Origin of the sequence: Streptomyces sp. NBRC 110611, from assembly GCF_001590865.1 — a bacterium.
Classification (GTDB): domain Bacteria; phylum Actinomycetota; class Actinomycetes; order Streptomycetales; family Streptomycetaceae; genus Streptomyces.
Window position 1 is genome coordinate 203,518 of the sequence record NZ_BBUY01000007.1, and the last position, 19,345, is coordinate 222,862.

Here is a 19,345-nt window from a genome sequence, read left to right on the forward strand (position 1 = left end):
TCAACCGTCCGCGAGGGCCAGGAGCTTGGTGACGGTGTTCCAGTTCCGGGCCGTCGCCGTCACACCGAGCGGGGCACGGCTCACCCGCTCGGCGAGCTTGGAGCGGCCGATGCCGCCCGGGCACCACAGGTACAGTTCGCGTCCGGTCAGCCGGAACCGGTCGGGCGCGAAGGCGGCCTGATCGAGCGCGTCCAGCCGCGAGGTGTCGGCCGGCACGGCCGACAGGAACGTCACATGCAGGCTCTTGGGCTCCGGTACGGCCTGCGGAAACGGATTGGCGGCCACCACGGCGGCCAGCTCGTCGCGGGTGCGGACGACGACCGGCACCGCCAGGCCGAGCTGGGCGGCGATCCCCTCGTACAGCACGCGCGCCGTCTCCTCGGGCGGCGTACCGGGGTCCGCGAAGACGAGGTTGCCGGTCTGCAGCAGCACGGAGACGTCCGTGAGGCCCAGCGACTCGGCCAGTGCCAGCTGCCGGGCCTTGGGGAAGGAGTTGTGGCCTCCGACGTTGACGCCGCGGAGCAGGGCGATCTGGCGGGACATGGAACGGTGCCCTTCGTAGGGGCCGCCCCCGGCGAGGACCGGTGACGGCCGGGAGTCAGAACAGCGGAGCGGGCAGCACACCTTCGAGGGCCAGCAGCAGGCGCTTGGTCTCCAGACCGCCGCTGAAACCGCCGATCCCGCCGTCCGCGGCCACCACGCGGTGGCAGGGCACGACGACCGGCAGCGGGTTGGAGCCCATCGCCGCGCCCACCGCGCGGGCCGCTCCCGGCTCCCCGACCCGGTCGGCGAGGTCCTGATAGCCGACCACGCTGCCGTAGGGCACGCCGTCGGCCAGGGCACGCAGGACCCGGGCGTGGAAGCCGGAGGACAGCGACCAGTCCAGGGGGACGGTGAAGGACCGCAGCTCCCCGGAGAAGTAGGCGGTGAGCTCGGCGGCGGCCGTTGCCAGATGCGGTATCTCCGGCAGCGGCGGGCCTCCGAAGAGCTGCTCCAGACGGCTCAGCGCACCGGGGGTGTTCCGCTCGTCGGCATGGAAGACGACCTGGGCCAGGCCCTCCCGGGTCGCGGCCAGCAGCAGCGGACCGATCGGGGCCGACAGGCGGGTGAAGGCCCAGTCGCGCCGGATCACCACGGGCTCCGCCGCCGGCATGGGAACCTGCTCGGAATGCATCACCTGATCAGGGTAGGACCCGCCACTGACAACGCGTGGCGGAGCGGCGGCGGGACGGGGCGGCGGAGCGGCGGGGACTGCCGACCCCGCTCCCCCTCCGCTCCGGGCGCTCAGCCGCGGTGACGGCGGTCCTTGCCCTCCAGCGCGTCACGTACCACGTCGGGCTTGTTGGTGATGATCCCGTCGACGCCCAGCCTGGCGGCCTTGACCGCGGTGGCCGGGTCGTCGATGGTCCAGGTGTACAGCTCCAGCGCACGGCGGTGCGGGCCTCTCAGGCCGTGTACGGCGGCGATGTACTCCCGGGTGACCGCCGTGTGGACGGGATTGATCTGGTCGCAGTACTTCGCGTACTTCGGCAGGTCGGCGACGGACGGATTGCCGAGGAACCCCGTCTTGATCTTCGGCTGCAGCGTGTGGACCGTCTTGATGCTGTCGGCGTTGAAGCTCTGGACGATCAGGCGGCGCTTGAGGTGGTGCCGGTCCAGCCAGCCCGAGCGGCGCAGCTCCCTGAGGACCTGGACCTCGATGCCCGGATAGAGCTCCGGCGCCTTGAGCTCCATCAGCAGGCTCTGGTCGTGGCGCTCGACCTCGTCCATGTAGTCCTCTAGGGTCGGCACCCGCTCGCCTTCGAACTCCGGTCCGAACCAGCTGCCCGCGTCGAGCTTCTCGATCTCCCTGAGGGTGAAGTCCTCGACGTTCCAGGGGGCGCGGTCGGGGAAAACCTCCTCGGCGTCGGTGGTCCGGGCGAGCGAGTTGTCGTGGAGGATGACCAGCTCGCCGTCCTTGGTGCGCTGGACGTCGTTCTCGACCCATTCGATGCCGAGCCGGGCGGCCTGGTGGACGGCGGCGAGCGTGTTCTCGGGCGCGTACGACGAGGCGCCGCGATGGGCGACCGTCTCCGGAGTGTGTCCGAGCGGTCCGGCCTGGGCGGCGGAGGGGGAGAGGACGAGCGCGGACAGACCCATGAGCGCACCGGCGACAGCGGTGGCGACGGGGCGGATACGCATGCGGACTCCTCGTGACGTCGTTGGCGTGAGGTGGCGTGAGGTGACGTGGAACGGGGTCGGAAGAGAGAGGCTCGCAGCCGGGCCGTAGCGGGAAGCGGTCGTGAGGTGGCCGGGCGCTGAACGAGAAGTGTCCGGATTTCCGGGTGGAACGTCCGTAGTTGCAGGATGCCCGGATTAGCCGTGCAACAGACGTACGATCCGACGTCGTCCAACTTGCCGGAGGCACGGCATCCGCGCATCTTGGCCCGATGACGCGTCACCCGTCGTGCTTCTGACCGGTTTTGCTGATATAGGGCGCTAGGGGAGTCATAGCGGGCCTCTCGCGCACGGGCCGGCGCGGCGGTCAGGCGGCCGCTCCGGGCCGGGCACGGGGTGCGGCCGGCCCCCCGGCCCCGGCCCGCGGCCCCGCCGGCGCCGCCGTGCGGCGTCCCCGGGCCTCGGATGTCCGCCCCTGCCGCCGCAAAACCGCAGGCCGGAGTAGTCGCGGCGTCGATTGTCAGTGGCGGGTCGTACGGTGGATCCCATGCGGCCCGTATCGAAGATCCAACGCACGGTGGCGCCCTTTGAGGTCGTCAGCCCGTTCCAGCCCAGCGGCGACCAGCCGGCGGCCATCGCCGAGCTGGAGCAGCGCATCCGCGGGGGTGAGAAGGATGTCGTCCTGCTGGGCGCGACCGGCACCGGCAAGTCGGCGACCACCGCGTGGATGATCGAGAAGCTGCAGCGCCCGACGCTCGTCATGGCGCCCAACAAGACCCTCGCGGCCCAGCTCGCCAACGAATTCCGTGAGCTGCTGCCGAACAACGCCGTCGAGTACTTCGTCTCCTACTACGACTACTACCAGCCCGAGGCGTACGTCCCGCAGTCCGATACGTACATCGAGAAGGACTCCTCCATCAACGAGGAGGTCGAACGGCTGCGCCACTCCGCGACGAACTCCCTGCTCACCCGGCGCGACGTGGTCGTGGTCGCCTCGGTGTCCTGCATCTACGGCCTGGGTACGCCGCAGGAGTACGTCGATCGGATGGTCCCGCTGAAGGTCGGCGACGAGACCGACCGGGACGAGCTGCTGCGCCGTTTCGTCGACATCCAGTACACCCGCAACGACGTCTCCTTCACCCGGGGCACCTTCCGGGTCCGCGGCGACACCATCGAGATCTTCCCGGTCTACGAGGAGCTCGCGGTGCGGATCGAGATGTTCGGCGACGAGATCGAGGCGCTCTCCACCCTCCACCCGCTCACGGGCGAGGTGATCAGCGACGACCAGGAGCTGTACATCTTCCCGGCCAGCCACTACATCGCCGGCCCGGAGCGGATGGAGCGGGCCATCGCCGGCATCGAGGCCGAGCTGGCGGACCGCCTCGCCACGCTGGAGAAGCAGGGCAAGCAGCTGGAGGCCCAGCGGCTGCGCATGCGCACCACCTACGACATCGAGATGATGCGGCAGATCGGCTCCTGCTCGGGCATCGAGAACTACTCGATGCACATGGACGGCCGTGAGCCCGGCTCCGCGCCCCACACCCTCATCGACTACTTCCCGGAGGACTTCCTCCTGGTCATCGACGAGTCGCATGTCACCGTCCCGCAGATCGGCGCCATGTACGAGGGCGACGCCTCGCGCAAGCGCACCCTGGTGGACCACGGGTTCCGGCTGCCGTCCGCCCTGGACAACCGGCCGCTGAAGTGGGAGGAGTTCCTGGAGCGGATCGGCCAGACCGTCTACCTGTCCGCCACCCCCGGCCCGTACGAGCTCGCCCGGGGCGACGGCTTCGTGGAGCAGATCATCCGCCCGACCGGCCTGGTCGACCCGGAGGTGGTGGTCAAGCCCACCGACGGGCAGATCGACGACCTGGTGCACGAGATCCGTACGCGCACGGAGAAGGACGAGCGGGTCCTGGTCACCACCCTCACCAAGAAGATGGCCGAGGACCTCACGGACTACTTCCTCGAGCTGGGCATCCAGGTCCGCTATCTGCACAGCGATGTGGACACCCTGCGGCGCGTGGAGCTGCTCCGCGAGCTGCGGTCGGGTGAGTACGACGTACTGGTCGGCATCAACCTGCTGCGTGAGGGCCTGGACCTCCCCGAGGTGTCCCTGGTGGCGATTCTGGACGCCGACAAGGAGGGCTTCCTGCGCTCCGGCTCGGCGCTGATCCAGACCATCGGCCGTGCCGCGCGCAACGTCTCCGGACAGGTGCACATGTACGCCGACAAGATCACTCCGGCGATGGAGAAGGCCATCGGGGAGACCAACCGCCGCCGGGAGAAGCAGCTGGCGTACAACAAGGCCAACGGCATCGACCCGCAGCCGCTCCGGAAGAAGATCGGCGACATCGTCGCGACCATCGCCCGGGAGGAGATCGACACCGAGGAGCTGCTGGGCACGGGGTACCGCAAGCGGGGGGAGGCCAAGGACGCCAAGGGCAAGGCCCCGGTCCCCGCGCTCGGTGCCAAGGGCGGGAAGGCCGCGAAGGGCAAGGGCGGCCCGGCCGGCGAGGTGCTGACGGACCGTCCCGCCGCCGAACTGGCCGAGCTCATCGAGGAGATGACGGAGCGGATGCGGGCCGCCGCCGCCGAGCTGCAGTTCGAGGTCGCGGCCCGGCTCCGCGACGAGGTGAGCGAACTGAAGAAGGAGCTGCGGCAGATGAGGGAGGCCGGGGTGAAGTGAGGTGAGGGGAGCCGGGACGGGCGCCCGGTCCGTCCCGGTGTTGCAGAAACGCCACAAAACGCGGGCCTGGCGCGCCCCCGGCCCGCCGTGGTGCGTAGGGTCGGAGGGGCCGCCGGAATGCTGGGCGGGACAGTAGTACAGAGAGGGGACGGCGCGTGTCGGTCAATTTGTCCAAGGGGCAGGGCATCAGCCTGCAGAAGTCCGACGGAGGCACGCTGACCGCGGTGCGGATGGGCCTGGGGTGGCGTTCGGCGCCGCGCCGCGGCCTGTTCGGACGGCGTACCAGCGAGATCGACCTCGATGCCTCGGCGGTGCTCTTCGCCGACAAGAAGCCGATGGACGTCGTCTTCTTCCAGCACCTGGTCAGCGACGACGGCGCGGTCCGGCACACCGGTGACAACCTGGTCGGCGGCGCGGGCCAGGGCGGTGACGACGAGGCGATCCTGGTCGACCTGATGCGGGTGCCGGTGCACATCGACCAGATCGTGTTCACCGTCAACTCCTTCACCGGCCAGACCTTCGCCGAGGTCCAGGACGCTTCCTGCCGCCTGGTCGACGAGACCACCGGTCAGGAGCTGGCCCGCTACACCCTCACGGGTGGCGGCAACTACACCGCCCAGGTCATGTCGAAGGTGCACCGCGTGGGCAACGGCTGGCAGATGACCGCCATCGGTGAGCCCTGTGTCGGCCGTACGTTCCAGGACCTGGTACCGGCGATCCTGCCGCACCTGTAAGCACCACCCACCCATGTAGCGCCGCACATGTAGCACCACAGACCGCGGCAGCGCATACCCGGGCCGGCCGCGTACCCGGGCCCGCGCCCGGGGCCGGCCCGGGACGTACCACAACCAGGGGGAGCGACGATGACGGCCGAGCTGGTCCGGGGCCAGAACCATCCACTGGACCGGACCCGGGTGGAGGTCCGGATCGTGGCGGGCGGCCCCGTCGTGGCCGGAGTGACGCTCGGCGACGAGCGGGGCAGGCTCTCCGGCACCGAGGCGGTGGCCCATCCGGGAGCGCCCCGGCGCACCGGCATCGAGGTTCCCCGCCAGGCGGCCGCCGAGCACCGTATCGCGGCCGATCTGGACGCCCTGCCCGGAGCCGTCCAACGGGTGAGCGTGCTGCTGGCACTGCCCACCGGGACCGGCACGCCGGCCGCCTTCGGCGCCACCGCCGCACCGTCCGTCGCGGTCAGCGCGCTCGACGGCACGGTTCTCGCCCGCTACACCCTCACCGGTCTCGGCGCCGAGTCCGCCGTCGTCGCCGTGGAGTTCTACCGGAGGCAGGGCGTCTGGAAGGTGCGGGCGGTCGGCCAGGGGTACACCGAGGGCCTTGCCGCCCTGCTGCGTGACCAGGGGCTGCCGCACGCGGCGGAGCTGGCCGCGGAGATCGAGGAGGCGGTCCGGCCGGAGCCCGCCCCGGCGGCCCCCGCGCTCGCCCCCGCCCCCGTCCCGGCGAGCCGGGCCGACCGGGCAGACCGGGCCGACCGGCCGGAACCGCCCGCCCGGCCCGCATCCGGGGCCCCGGCGGCAGCCGACGGCCCGGTGCTCACCGCAGGAGGCGTCACCGGAACCCCGTCCAAGCCCGGGACCGCGACCGGCCCCGCCGCCAAGGCCGCAGCCGCTCCGTCGGGCCCGTCCGCCCCAGCCGCCGGCGGTCCGGTGGACTACCAACACCCCGGACGTCGCGCCGCCGCACCGTCCGCTCCGGAACCGTCCGCCGCACCGTCCGCTCCGGATCCCGCCGCTCCGGAACCGTCCGCCACTCCCGCCGACCCGGCACCGTCCGCCCCGGTCCCGGTGGCCGGCGATGCCGTCGGATGGAGCATGGAGGAGCGGCTCTACCACCAGGTCCGGGGCATGTTCGAGGATCTGGCCCGTTCGGTCGCGGCCTACCGCAGCGCATCCGACTTCGCCGCGTCACGTCTGGAGCGGGAGATCGGCCAGATCCTGGCCGACCCCCGCGACCGTCTCGGCACGGCCGCCGACGCCGCCCGCGCCGCCGCCCGTGACAGGCACGCCACCCTGCTCACCCAGGCCCGCGCTGCCCTCGACCGCGATCTCGCCCAGCTGACGGCCGAGTCGGAGGTCGTGGAGCCCGCGCTGCCGCCCGCCTTCGCCCGCTGGGACAGCCCCGTCTGGCACGGCTACGACACCCCGCGGGAAGGCCCGCTGGCGCTGCGGCTGGGCGATCTGCACCTCCCCGAGGTCCTGGAGCTGCGCATCCCACTGCTCGTACGGCTCCCCCTGGAGCGCGGTCTGTGGATCGACAGCGGGCCCGACGCCTACGCCGGAGGCGGCAGCGGTCCCGGCCCCGAGCGTGTGTACGCCCGGCGCGAGCTGGGCAGCGCGCTGCTCGACGGCCCGCCGGACGAGGCCACCCTCCGCCGGCTCGCCATGGAGACCGCCGTCACCGTCGCCGCCCGGCTGCTCGCCGTCCACCCCGCGGGAGACTTCGCGGTCCAGGTCATCGACCCGGGCGGTACGGCGGCACCCGCGCTCGCCCCGCTCCTGGAGACCGGTGTGCTGCCCGCCGCCCCGCTGCCCGGGGCCAAGGGCGTGGCCGCGGTCCTGGAGGGGCTGACCCGGCGGGTGGACCTCGTCCAGATGGCCGTGCGCGGCCGGGCCGCGGATTCCCTTCCGCCGGATCTGGACACCGCCCGGCAACTGCTGATCGTCCATGACTTCCCGCACGGTTTCGACGACCGCGCCGTCACCCGGCTCCGCTATCTGGCCGACGAGGGGCCCGCGGCGGGGGTGCATCTGCTGATGGTCGCCGACCGCGCCCAGGCCCGGGCGTACGGCCCGGTGCTGGATCCGCTGTGGCGCTCGCTGCTGCGGATCACCCCGGTGCCGGACGCGCATCTGGCCGACCCCTGGGTGGGGCATGCCTGGACGTATGAGCCACCGCTCGTACCCCAGGGCAGCGACGTACTGCGCCAGGTGCTGGCCCGGGTCGCGGAGGCCCGCCGCGCGCTCCGCTCCTGAACCGCACGCCCACCGGATCCCCCCCGATCCCTGACCTTGCTGGCCTTCCTGGCCTTCCGGAGCCCTCCTGAGCAGGATCTTTGCCCTTTTCTTTACTCTTCCTTGGCCTTCCTTTACCCTTCTGTGTGCGGAGGGGAGTATTCCCACTACGACGTACCCGTCATCACGGATTGTGAGTATCACGAGATCCCGGGGCGTCGGCCCCGTTCCTCCGGACGGACCGGACGGCACGGAAGCCGGACAGCACGTGCGGACCGGACAGCACGTTCGGAGCGGGGCGGAAGAGACCTCCGGCAGCGACGACGCTGTGAGTGCCGTACGACTCTGCCGGAGGAGCAGTGGACGTTTCCCTGACCCTGTGGGTGCTGACCATCGCCGGTCTGTGCGCCCTGATAGCCGCCGACTTCTTCATCGGCGGCCGCAAACCGCATGAGGTCTCCCTCAAGGAGGCCGGCATCTGGACCGCCGTCTGGATCGCGCTCGCCGCGCTCTTCGGCCTCGGACTGCTGTTCTTCGGCGGAGGGCAGCCCGCCGGCGAGTTCTTCGCCGGCTTCATCACCGAGAAGTCCCTGAGTGTCGACAACCTCTTCGTCTTCGTCCTCATCATGGCGAAGTTCGCGGTTCCGACGGTCTATCAGCAGCGGGTGCTGATGGTCGGCGTGCTGATCGCCCTGGTGCTGCGGGCCGGCTTCATCGGCGCCGGCGCCGCGATCATCGCCAACTTCTCCTGGATCTTCTACCTCTTCGGCGCCTTCCTCATCTGGACCGCCTGGAAGCTCATCAAGGAGGCCCGCGCCGAGGAGCAGGACGAGGAGTTCGAGGAGAACCGCTTCCTGAAGTTGGTCGAGAAGCGCTTCCCCTCGACCGACACCTACCGCGGCACCAAGCTGTTCGTCGTCGAGAACGGCAAGCGGCTGGTGACGCCGATGCTGATCGTCATGCTGGCGATCGGCACCACCGACGTCCTCTTCGCGCTGGACTCCATCCCGGCAATCTTCGGCCTCACCCAGGACCCGTACATCGTCTTCACCGCCAACGCCTTCGCCCTGATGGGTCTGCGGCAGCTGTACTTCCTGATCGGCGGCCTGCTGAAGAAGCTCGTCCACCTCTCCTACGGACTGTCGGTCATCCTCGGCTTCATCGGCGTCAAGCTGGTCCTGCACGCTCTGCACGAGTCCGGCGTCGCCGTCCCGGAGATCAGCATTCCGGTCTCCTTGGGCGTGATCTGCGCCGTGCTCGTCGTCACGACGCTCACCAGCCTGCGCGCCTCGAAGAAGCAGGCGGCGGCCGAGGCGCGGGCGAAGGCCGCGGTGCAGGGGAAGGCCGAGGCGCAGGAGAAGGCCGGGGCCGAGGCCGAGAAAACCAGGCCTGCGGCACCGACCGACGCCTGACCCCCGGGGCTGGTGCGGTGGCCACCCGCCGCGGCTACCAGCCCCGTTCGCGCCACTCCGCGAGGTGGGGGCGCTCCGCGCCGAGCGTGGTGTCCTCGCCATGGCCCGGGTAGACCCAGGTCTCGTCGGGGAGTTGGTCGAAGAGCTTGCTCTGGACGCCGTCGATCAGGCTGGTGAAGCTCTCGGCGTCGCCCCAGGTGTTGCCGACGCCGCCGGGGAACAGGCAGTCGCCGGTGAACAGATGGGGCGCGCCGTGCGGGTCGTCGTAGATCAGCGCGATGCTGCCGGGGGTGTGGCCGACCAGATGGCGCGCCGTCAGTGTGACGCGTCCGACGGTGAGGGTGTCGCCGTCGTCGACCAGCACGTCCGTGGGCACCGGGATGCCCTCGGCGTCGTACCGGCCCGCGTACGTCCGGGCACCCGTCGCGTCGACCACTTCGCGCAGCGCGCCCCAGTGGTCACCGTGCCGGTGGGTGGTGACGACGGATGCGATGCCGCTGTCGCCGATCAGCGTGAGGAGGGTGTGCGGCTCGGCGGCCGCGTCGATCAGCAGCTGCTCGTCGGTCGCCCGACACCTCAGCACATAGGCGTTGTTGTTCGTCGGACCGACCGCGACCTTCGAGATCATCAGGTCGGTCAGCTCATGCACGTCGGCCGCTCCGCCGACCTTCACTGCTCCGCTGTAGGCCATGGACCCACTCTAGAGCGGGGGTACGACAGGCAGCGCGGAGCCATGGCTGTCGAGCCCGCTGCCGTCGCCACGGCCGGTGAGCCAGCCGACCAGGGCCGCCGCTGAGCCCGAGACCACCACGGGCGTGGCCTCGGCCCTGGCCCCGGCCCCGGCCCCGGCGCCGGGACCAGTGGCCGGGCGGGCGATGCGCCAGCGGCGGCCGTCGTCGGCGCGCAGCTCCAGGGCGGGCAGGTCCGGGTGGCCGGCGAACTTCACCGTGGTGAGGAACGTCAGCTCCCAGTCGAGGAAGGCGGGCGGCAGCTGCTCGACGGTGTGGCCGACGCCCAGGTCGACGTGGTGCAGTTCGACCTCGGCGAGCCGGCGCAGCGGCAGCCGGTCGGCCCGCTCGACGACGCCGTTGCGCATCTCGACCTCGAACGCCCGGCGCACCTCCGGCAGCGCGCCGGCCGCCGCGTCGAACCGTGCGGCGCTCTCCCGGAGGTCCTCCAGGTGCGCGGCCAGGGGGCGGTCGGCGTCCCGTGCGATATCGGCGTCGCGGGCCTCGGCGCTCGCGTACATGGGCGTACGGACGTCCGTCCGGGCCCAGGTGAGGAGGTTGACGAGGGCGTCCGCGTTGCGTGCCACATGGGCCAGGACATGGCCGCGGGTCCAGCCGGGGAGCAGCGACGGTTCGCCGATCGCGGCGTCGTCGAGCCTGCTCACCGAGACCAGCAGCCGGTCGGTGGCCTCGCGGACGGCTGCGGCAACGTGCGGGAATTCCGAGGGAGCCGGCATGGTGACGGTCATGGGTCGACGCTAGCGCCACGGAGGCCGGTGCGGGAGTCGGCGGGCGCTGGTCGTCGCGGGGATGCGGCCCGGACGGGGTGGCCGTCGGCTGGTGCGGCGACGCATCCTGTGCACCGGGTGATTTCCGCAGCGTACGGGCGTGTGGCGGGACGGGAAGGATATGGCGCCGCCACACGTTTGGGTGAAGAGGGCGGACAGCCCCCGTAAATCGAATGCGCGTGCTATAGGCTCGTGTGTGGCATCCCAACGACAGTGCCGCGGCGGGCCCCATACCCTGGGTCGGGGGCTCCGCTCCGCTTCGCCGCCTCTGCTCATCCGGCCGGGCCCGGTCATCGAGCCCCTCCACCGAGCGGCGGACGCGGAGCCGCGGCTCCCGCCCCTCTCCAAGAAAGGTGCCGACCGGCGTGGCCGACCGTCTCATCGTTCGTGGCGCTCGCGAGCACAACCTCAAGAACGTCTCGCTCGACCTCCCCCGCGACTCCCTCATCGTCTTCACGGGGCTCTCCGGGTCGGGCAAGTCCTCGCTCGCCTTCGACACGATCTTCGCCGAGGGGCAGCGGCGCTATGTCGAGTCGCTCTCCTCCTACGCCCGCCAGTTCCTCGGGCAGATGGACAAGCCCGATGTGGACTTCATCGAGGGCCTGTCCCCCGCGGTGTCGATCGACCAGAAGTCGACCTCGCGCAACCCGCGCTCGACGGTCGGCACGATCACCGAGGTCTACGACTACCTCCGCCTGCTCTTCGCCCGTATCGGCAAGCCGCACTGTCCCGAGTGCGCCCGGCCGATCGCCCGGCAGTCGCCGCAGGCCATCGTCGACAAGGTGCTGGAGCTCCCGGAGGGCAGCCGCTTCCAGGTGCTCTCCCCCCTGGTGCGCGAGCGCAAGGGCGAGTTCGTCGATCTCTTCTCCGACCTCCAGACCAAGGGCTACAGCCGGGCGCGGGTCGACGGGGAGACGGTCCACCTCGCCGAGCCGCCCAAGCTGAAGAAGCAGGAGAAGCACACGATCGAGGTGGTCGTCGACCGCCTCACGGTCAAGGACAGCGCCAAGCGCCGCCTGACCGACTCGGTGGAGACCGCCCTCGGGCTCTCCGGCGGCATGGTCATCCTCGACTTCGTCGACCTGGAGCCGGACGACCCGCAGCGCGAGCGGATGTACTCGGAGCATCTGTACTGCGCCTACGACGACCTGTCCTTCGAGGAGCTCGAGCCCCGCTCCTTCTCCTTCAACTCGCCCTTCGGCGCCTGCCCGGACTGCACCGGTATCGGCACGCGCATGGAGGTCGACCCCGAGCTGATCATCCCCGACGAGGACCGCTCGCTGGACGAGGGTGCCATCCACCCCTGGTCCGGCGGCCACACCAAGGACTACTTCGGCCGCCTGATCGGCGCGCTGGCGGACGCCCTCGGGTTCCGGACGGACATCCCCTGGGCCGGACTGCCGGTCCGCGCCAAGAAGGCCCTGCTGCACGGCCACAAGACCCAGATCGAGGTGCGCTACCGCAACCGGTACGGCCGTCAGCGGGCCTACACCACGCCCTTCGAGGGCGCGGTGCCGTTCGTCAAGCGCCGGCACTCCGAAGCGGAGAGCGACAGCAGCCGCGAGCGCTTCGAGGGCTATATGCGCGAAGTGCCCTGCCCGACGTGCGAGGGGACGCGGCTCAAGCCGATCGTGCTCGCCGTCACGGTCCAGGGGAGGTCGATCGCCGAGGTCGCGGCCATGTCGATCAGCGACTGTGCCGACTTCCTGCGGGAGATGAAGCTCGACGCCCGTGAGAAGAAGATCGCCGAGCGGGTCCTCAAGGAGGTCAACGAGCGGCTGAAGTTCCTGGTCGACGTCGGCCTGGACTACCTCTCCCTGAACCGCGCGGCCGGCACGCTCTCCGGCGGTGAGGCCCAGCGCATCCGCCTGGCCACCCAGATCGGCTCGGGCCTGGTGGGCGTGCTCTACGTCCTCGACGAGCCGTCGATCGGTCTGCACCAGCGCGACAACCACCGGCTGATCGAGACCCTGGTGCGGCTCCGGGACATGGGCAACACCCTGATCGTGGTGGAGCACGACGAGGACACCATCAAGGTCGCGGACTGGGTCGTGGACATCGGCCCGGGCGCCGGTGAGCACGGCGGCAAGGTCGTGCACAGCGGCCCGATGAAGCAGCTGCTGGCCAACCCGGAGTCGATCACCGGTCAGTACCTTTCCGGCAAGAAGGCCATCGCGACGCCGGACCTCCGCCGGCCCGCCGACCCCGGGCGGCGGCTGACGGTCCACGGCGCGAAGGAGAACAACCTCCGCGACATCGACGTGTCGTTCCCGCTCGGGGTGTTCTCCGCCGTCACCGGCGTCTCCGGCTCCGGTAAGTCGACGCTGGTCAACGACATCCTCTACACCCACCTCGCGCGGGAGCTGAACGGCGCCAAGTCCGTGCCGGGCCGCCACACCCGGGTCGCCGGCGACGACCTGGTGGACAAGGTCGTCCACGTCGACCAGTCGCCGATCGGCCGCACCCCGCGGTCCAACCCGGCCACGTACACCGGGGTCTTCGATCACATCCGCAAGCTCTTCGCGGAGACGATGGAGGCCAAGGTCCGCGGCTATCTGCCGGGACGCTTCTCCTTCAACGTCAAGGGCGGCCGCTGCGAGAACTGCTCCGGCGACGGCACGATCAAGATCGAGATGAACTTCCTGCCGGATGTGTACGTGCCGTGCGAGGTCTGCCACGGCGCGCGCTACAACCGCGAGACGCTGGAGGTCCACTACAAGGGCAAGTCCATCGCCGAGGTTCTGGACATGCCCATCGAGGAGGCGCTGAGCTTCTTCGAGGCGGTGCCGACCATCTCCCGGCACCTCAAGACGCTCAACGAGGTCGGTCTCGGCTATGTCCGCCTGGGGCAGTCCGCGCCGACGCTCTCCGGCGGTGAGGCGCAGCGCGTCAAACTCGCCAGCGAGCTGCAGAAGCGTTCGACGGGCAGCACGGTCTACGTCCTCGACGAGCCGACCACCGGGCTGCACTTCGACGACATCAGCAAGCTGATCAACGTGCTGTCCGGGCTGGTCGACAAGGGCAACACGGTGATCGTCATCGAACACAACCTCGATGTGATCAAGACGGCGGACTGGATCATCGACATGGGTCCCGAGGGCGGCAACGGCGGCGGACTGGTCGTCGCCGAGGGCACGCCGGAGGAGATCGCGTCCGTCCCGGCCAGCCACACCGGGAAGTTCCTCCGGGAGATCCTCGGCGACCGGGTCAGCGACGCGGCGACGGTCGCGGGCTCGGCACAGAACCCCGGCCCGGCGAAGAACTCCGTCCCGGCGAAGAAGACGGCCGCCAAGGCCGCCGCCGCCAAGACGGCCGTGGCGAAGAAGACCGTGGCGAAGAAGACCGCGGAGAAGAGCGCCACGGCGAAGAAGGCCACGGCCAAGAAGACGGCCGCCAAGAAGGCGGCGGCCGGTAAGACGGCGGTCAAGAAGACGGCCGCGCGGGCCCGCAAAGCCTGAGAGCCTGCGGGGCTGATCCCGCACCGTCAGGGCCGACGCCGGTCCCCTTCCTCGGGGGCGGGCGACGGCCCTGCCGTCGTACGGGAGGCCCGGGAGACACCCCCTGGTCAGTCCGTCAGCTCGGCCGCGAACGGTGGTTCCGCACCCGCCCGGGAGCAGGTGAGGGCGGCCGCGCGGGCGGCGAAGCCCAGGATGTCCTGCCAGTCGACGGGGCCGAGAGCGGCGAGGGCAGGGCGGGAGAGGGCGTGATGGGCGTCCAGACGGTGCAGCAGTGCGGCATTGACCGTGTCGCCCGCGCCGATCGTGTCGACCACCGTGACCTGCTCGCCGGGGACGCTCAGCGCACCGCCGTCCGGCGTCAGCACCGTCAGCCCGGCACCGCCCCGGGTGATCACGATCGCCGCGGGACCCGCGGTCAGCCACTCCCGGGCCGCGGCCGTCACCACCTCGGTCACCGCCGCGCTGTCCTCCGGAACGGGCGGACGGCCACCGGTTCCGGAGACCGGCGCCGGCCCGTCGTCCGCCTCCGCCCCCGCCAGCCACCGCGCGTCCTCCTCCGACAGCTTCAGCAGTGCGACATCGGGCAGCCAGGAGCGGAAACGGGCCCGGTAGGCGTCCGGGTCGGGGATCAGACCGGGCCGGATGTTGGGGTCGAGCGCGGTGAAGACGCCCTGCCGTGCCGCACGGCGCAGCAGCGCCTCGTACGCGCTCGCGCCCGGCTCCAGGACGAGCGAGCAGGTGCCCAGCGAGAGCGCCCGGGTGGCGTCGGGCAACGCCGGCGGCAGGGCGAAGAGCCGGTCCGCGGTGCCGTCGGCGTAGAAGCCGTAGCCGGCCGAGCCGTCCGGGCTGATGTCCGCCACCGCGAGGGTGGTCGGCTCACTGCCGCGCTGCACCGGCGAGGTGTCCACGCCGGCGTCGCGCAGCCCGCGCAGCAGCGCCTCGCCGAAGGCGTCGGTGGAGACCCGCGAACAGAACGCGGTGGGCGAGCCCAGCCGCCCCAGCGCGACCGCGGTGTTGTACGGCCCGCCGCCGCGCCGTGGCAGCAGCGGCGGCAACTGGCTGTCCTGAGACGGGGCTTGCGGGCCGGGGACGAGGTCGATCAGCGCCTCGCCGGCGACGACGATCACGGGATGCGGTTCCTTTCCGGAGTGGCCGGGAGCGGCCGGAAGTGGCTGCGGGGTGGCCGGGGGTGGCTGTGGAGTGGCCGGGGGAGTGGTCGGGGCGGGGCTGAGAGGGACGGAGGACGGGGAGGGGGACGGGGGGAGGGGGACCGGGTGGTGTGGCCTGGCGGGACCGGGCAGGAGCTTCCGCGGGGATGTCCGGCCCGGCCGGATGCGGAACCTTCTGCACCGGTATCGTCGAGGCCCGGAACCGTCCGACCCTGTCACCGGAACCGTCCGACCTCGTCAGCGGAACCGTTCGGCTTCGTCAGCGGAACCGTCCGACCCCGTCACCTGACCTTGTCATCCTGGAGCAGCCATGAGCCAGTCCCCCGACCGCCGGACCCTGCTGCGCGGGGCCGCGCTCGCGGGTGTCGCGTGCTTCGGCGCCGCCGCCTGTGCCGGGGGCGGGCCGGAGTCGAGCGGCCGGCCGGCTTCGGACGCCCCGGTCGAGCTGGGTCCGGCCTCGGAGGTGCCGGTCGGCGGCGCCAAGCTCTACGACAAGCAGCGGATGCTGGTCTCGCAACCGGTAAAGGGTGAGTTCAAGTGCTTCAGCGCCGTGTGTACGCACATGGGCGCGGTCCTGAACCAGATCGAGCGGGGACAGGGCGTCTGCCCGCTGCACGGCAGCCGCTTCGTGGCGGCCACCGGCGAGGTCGCCCAGGGCCCGGCGAGCCGCCCGCTGGAGGAGATCCCGGTCCGGGCCGAGAACGGCAAACTGATAGCGGGCTGAGCCGGTCCGGCCGGGCCCGGCCCACGCGGAGCCATCGGACAGGCCCTAACCCCAATCCCACCCGATCCCCAGTATCCCCGGCCGTACGCCCTGCTCCACGAGGTGCACACTGTGGTGCCGGCCGCTCAGCGTCAGCTCCTGCTGGGCGCTGCGCGGGGCCGCCGCCGAGACCTGGGTGAAGCGGCGGCAGCGCACCGGCAGCGCCGCCTCGTCGAAGCGCACCTGCAGGACGTACTGGCCGCCGGCGAAGCTGAAACCCCGCAGGTACTCGGTGCTCGGGCCGCCGCTGCCGTCCTCGAAGGCGTAGCCGAAGACGTGGGTGTCACCGGCCCGCAGCCGGGTGTCGAAGAGCAGCTCGGCGACCACCACCCCGGCCTCGGCGTTCCCCCGTACCCGGCCCAGCCGGCAGTTCTCACCGATCCGCACCCGTACCTGGGACGGATCACAGCCCGACTCGCCCCGGTGGATGGCGACATAGCGGTCCACCCCGTCCCGGTGGGCCCGTACCACCTGGAACGATTCCCGTTCGACCAGCTGGCGTTCGGGCCCGATCCGGACCCGCTCATGCTGCCCCACGGTGTGCAGCCCGCCGTCCGCCGGGGTCTCCAGCTCGGTGAAGAGCCGCTGCAACGCGTCGGCGGGCGCCACCAGTGAACGGTAGGAACGGGCCGCCGGCCGCTCGGCCTCCGGGCGGCCGCCGCTCTCCGGGACCAGGAGCCGGTGCAGGGAGTACGCGGGCAGCTCCAGAACCTCTTCCAGGGCGCGCACCGCCCGCAGTGACTCGGGACGCTGCGGGCGCCGGGCGCCCTGCTGCCAGTAGCTGAGGCTGGTCACCCCGATGGTGATACCGCGCTGGGCGAGTTTGTGCTGGACGCGGGTGAGGGCGAGCCCGCGGGCGGTGAGCGCGGAGCGCAGCGCGAGATGGAACGGGCCGGTCCGCAGCAGCTGCGCCAACTCGGCCGACTGGGGAGCGTTCTGTGCCATTGTCTCAATCCTCCGGCGCGCGACGTGAATGTTCACAACCGGATCGCACGTCGCACGCTCTGCGTGCCTGTTCACTGCAGTACGCCGGGCACCGGGTGTTCACATCAGGGCCCGTCCGTCCACACCCCCATGTCATTCCGCATTGAACCGTGTTGACCTGCGTGCGACAACACCTGATGCTCCTTCGCAAGCATCCGGATGCGCTCCTCTCCCCCTCACCCCCCAGTCGGGAGGAACGCCATGACCCGTGCTCACCTCGCACGCCGTCCCCGCCGCAGATGGCTGCCGGCCGCGGCGCTCACCGCCGTCACCCTGACCGCGCTGACGGGACTGCCCGGGACGGCGGCCGCCGCCGCGCCCCTCGCCCGCCCGGCGCACACCGTCACCGCCGCGGACGCCGCGTACACCGCGGCCGCACCGCGCGCCGCCGCCAACCGCCTCGACATCACCATGCAGGCCCAGGAGAAGAGCAACTGGTGCTGGGCCGCCTCCGGGAACACCATCGCGTCCTGGTTCGGCCGGAACTACAGCCAGAACCAGTTCTGCAACGCCGCGTTCAACCGCCAGCAGGGCACCACCTGCCCCAACAACCAGGCCACCCTGGGCCATGTGCAGAACGGGCTCGACTGGATGGGCATCAACTCCGGCTCCTATGTGTCGGGCTGGCTCCGCTACGGCACCGTCCAGAGCGAGATCGACGCCAAGCGGCCCATCGAGACCCGCATCCAGTGGAATTCCGGCGGCGGGCACATGCACGTCATCTACGGCTACGACACCGACCGCAACTGGGTCTACTGGGGTGATCCCTGGCCCAGCAACTACCGCTACAACTGGGGCGACTTCGACAACTACGTGCGCGGCGGGTCCTTCTCCTGGACGCACTCCCTCTACCGGATAGGGGCCTGAGACATGACGAAGCGCACCTCCGCCGTCCCCCAAGGACCTTCGACAGGCTTCGGTCCAGGGGGGACCCCCATCGCGACCGCCCTGCGCGCCCTCGCCGCCGGCACGCTCGCCATCGCCGTCGTCGGCGTCGCCCCGTACGCCGCCTCCGCCGCACCCGTGCCCGCACCGCACGCCCCGGCCCGGGCGAGCGTCGACGCCGCCCACGAGGCGGCCACCGCCCCCGCAACCCTGGACACCCTCAGCCGGTTCTTCGCCACCGACCGGAAGCGGAGCGGCGGCCCCCAGGCCGCACCCGGTGCCCGTGCGGCCGCCCCCGGCACACCGCAGGACGCCCCGCACATCGAGGGCGGCACCGTCCCCGTCTACACGCTGTCGCCGGACTTCGTCCGCGGCACGGCCGGTGCCCCGGTCGCCCGCGTGGAGTTCCTCGCCAGCAGGGCCGTCGCCGCGGACGGCCGCACCGCGTCCGTGTGGACCGCGCGCAAGGACGGCGCCTGGAAGGTCGTCAACATCGCCAGCGGGGACGACGAGACCCGCTACGTCGCGGCCGGCGCCGCCCGGGACGCCTCCGGCACGGTCTTCCACGAGCCGCAGACCGACGCCTGGTACCTGCTGCGCGGCGACCGCGTCGAGCCGCTGGACGCGGACGCCCGCAAGGCCGTGGGCGCCCACGGCACCACCCTCGCCGCCTACCAGAAGCGGGTGGCGAAGGCGTACGGGGACAAGCTCCCCGGCTCCGCGTACGACAAGCGGGGCGAGGCGGGCGGCTACGGGCCGGAGACCGGCTCCGGCTCCGGCGCCGGCGGGCCCGCGGCCGGGGAGCCGCCCGTGGCCGAGGAGCGGGCCGCCGCGGCGACCGCCGGCCGGGCGCCCGCCGAGGCCGGTGCGCTCGCCGCCGACGGGTTCCCGGTGACCGCCGCCACCACCGTGGCGGGCGCGGCCGCACTCCTCGCCCTGGGGCTGTCGGCCACGGTGGCGGTGCGCAGGCGGCGGAGCGACCGCTGAGCCGGCGCACCTGACCGCGCTCCCCGCCCCCGCCCCTCCGCCTCCTTCCCCTGCAGAGGGAGGGGCGGGAGCGGGGTCCGGGGGGCGGGGGGAGGCCGCGGCGGACCTGGCCGGGCCAGGCAGCCGCGTTCTCGCCGGGCTGGCCACCTCCCCCCGCCCCCTCCCCTTGCCCGGCTTGTGCCGACTTCTCCGCACCACCCCGCACCGCCTGCGCCACCCCGCCACCGCCTGCTCCGCCACCGCCCGCTCCACCACCGCCCACTCCGCCCCGGTCCCGCGCCGAAGGCCCCGGCCGACGGTCACCACCCGGCCGGGCACGGCAGCGCTTCCGGCCGGAAGCGGGCCGGAAAACCATGATT

At 71.8% G+C, this 19,345-nt stretch carries 15 protein-coding genes; 8 read left to right on the forward strand and 7 right to left on the reverse strand.

What is annotated here, in order from left to right; all coding sequences use genetic code 11:
* The 3 genes from AZE13_RS17965 to AZE13_RS17975 all read right to left on the reverse strand — a co-directional run bounded on the left by AZE13_RS17965 (position 1) and on the right by AZE13_RS17975 (position 2,181).
* Positions 1-543 carry a DUF1697 domain-containing protein gene (locus AZE13_RS17965; protein ID WP_066932427.1) on the reverse strand — a complete coding sequence of 181 codons (543 nt, stop codon included), beginning with the start codon at positions 541-543 and terminating at the stop codon, positions 1-3.
* A gap of 55 nt (positions 544-598) precedes the next feature.
* The gene (locus AZE13_RS17970; RefSeq protein WP_079124111.1) at positions 599-1,174 is read right to left on the reverse strand and encodes a methylated-DNA--[protein]-cysteine S-methyltransferase; all 576 of its coding nucleotides are present in this window, start codon (positions 1,172-1,174) and stop codon (positions 599-601) included.
* 110 nt (positions 1,175-1,284) lie between these two features.
* Positions 1,285-2,181, reverse strand: coding sequence for a glycerophosphodiester phosphodiesterase (locus tag AZE13_RS17975; protein WP_066932429.1), 897 nt, complete (start codon positions 2,179-2,181; stop codon positions 1,285-1,287).
* Positions 2,182-2,704: 523 nt separating this feature from the next.
* On the opposite strand from AZE13_RS17975, the gene uvrB reads away from it, so the two are divergent.
* The 4 genes from uvrB (at position 2,705) to AZE13_RS17995 (ending at position 9,224) form a co-directional block, all read left to right on the forward strand.
* The gene (gene uvrB, locus AZE13_RS17980) at positions 2,705-4,846 is read left to right on the forward strand and encodes an excinuclease ABC subunit UvrB (protein WP_066932431.1); all 2,142 of its coding nucleotides are present in this window, start codon (positions 2,705-2,707) and stop codon (positions 4,844-4,846) included.
* A gap of 155 nt (positions 4,847-5,001) precedes the next feature.
* On the forward strand, positions 5,002-5,580 hold the full coding sequence (locus AZE13_RS17985) for a TerD family protein (RefSeq protein WP_066932433.1): 579 nt from the start codon (positions 5,002-5,004) through the stop codon (positions 5,578-5,580).
* Positions 5,581-5,709: 129 nt separating this feature from the next.
* Positions 5,710-7,833 carry a TerD family protein gene (locus AZE13_RS17990; RefSeq protein ID WP_066932435.1) on the forward strand — a complete coding sequence of 708 codons (2,124 nt, stop codon included), beginning with the start codon at positions 5,710-5,712 and terminating at the stop codon, positions 7,831-7,833.
* Between the two features lie 338 nt (positions 7,834-8,171).
* Positions 8,172-9,224 carry a TerC family protein gene (locus AZE13_RS17995; protein WP_066932437.1) on the forward strand — a complete coding sequence of 351 codons (1,053 nt, stop codon included), beginning with the start codon at positions 8,172-8,174 and terminating at the stop codon, positions 9,222-9,224.
* A 34-nt stretch (positions 9,225-9,258) separates the two neighbouring features.
* Here the strand turns inward: AZE13_RS17995 and AZE13_RS18000 are convergent, their stop codons facing one another.
* Positions 9,259-9,915 (reverse strand): MBL fold metallo-hydrolase, encoded by a 657-nt coding sequence (locus AZE13_RS18000; protein WP_066932439.1) that lies wholly within the window; start codon positions 9,913-9,915, stop codon positions 9,259-9,261.
* A gap of 9 nt (positions 9,916-9,924) precedes the next feature.
* Entirely contained in the window at positions 9,925-10,701 is a 777-nt protein-coding gene (locus AZE13_RS18005; protein WP_079124112.1) for a maleylpyruvate isomerase family mycothiol-dependent enzyme, read from the reverse strand.
* A gap of 404 nt (positions 10,702-11,105) precedes the next feature.
* On the opposite strand from AZE13_RS18005, the gene uvrA reads away from it, so the two are divergent.
* Positions 11,106-14,198 carry an excinuclease ABC subunit UvrA gene (uvrA, locus tag AZE13_RS18010; RefSeq protein WP_066932441.1) on the forward strand — a complete coding sequence of 1,031 codons (3,093 nt, stop codon included), beginning with the start codon at positions 11,106-11,108 and terminating at the stop codon, positions 14,196-14,198.
* 107 nt (positions 14,199-14,305) lie between these two features.
* Here the strand turns inward: uvrA and AZE13_RS18015 are convergent, their stop codons facing one another.
* Positions 14,306-15,325 (reverse strand): carbohydrate kinase family protein, encoded by a 1,020-nt coding sequence (locus AZE13_RS18015; protein ID WP_066932443.1) that lies wholly within the window; start codon positions 15,323-15,325, stop codon positions 14,306-14,308.
* Between the two features lie 352 nt (positions 15,326-15,677).
* Between AZE13_RS18015 and AZE13_RS18020 the strand changes: the two genes are divergently transcribed.
* The gene (locus AZE13_RS18020; RefSeq protein WP_066932445.1) at positions 15,678-16,091 is read left to right on the forward strand and encodes a Rieske (2Fe-2S) protein; all 414 of its coding nucleotides are present in this window, start codon (positions 15,678-15,680) and stop codon (positions 16,089-16,091) included.
* Positions 16,092-16,136: 45 nt separating this feature from the next.
* Here AZE13_RS18020 and AZE13_RS18025 read toward each other — a convergent pair whose 3' ends face one another.
* Positions 16,137-17,075: a hypothetical protein gene (locus AZE13_RS18025; RefSeq protein WP_066932447.1), complete on the reverse strand. Its 939-nt coding sequence runs from the start codon at positions 17,073-17,075 to the stop codon at positions 16,137-16,139.
* Positions 17,076-17,315: 240 nt separating this feature from the next.
* Between AZE13_RS18025 and AZE13_RS18030 the strand changes: the two genes are divergently transcribed.
* Positions 17,316-17,981 carry a papain-like cysteine protease family protein gene (locus AZE13_RS18030; protein WP_079124113.1) on the forward strand — a complete coding sequence of 222 codons (666 nt, stop codon included), beginning with the start codon at positions 17,316-17,318 and terminating at the stop codon, positions 17,979-17,981.
* A 3-nt stretch (positions 17,982-17,984) separates the two neighbouring features.
* The gene (locus tag AZE13_RS18035) at positions 17,985-18,986 is read left to right on the forward strand and encodes a hypothetical protein (RefSeq protein WP_258527855.1); all 1,002 of its coding nucleotides are present in this window, start codon (positions 17,985-17,987) and stop codon (positions 18,984-18,986) included.
* The last annotated feature ends 359 nt before the right edge of the window (positions 18,987-19,345 follow it).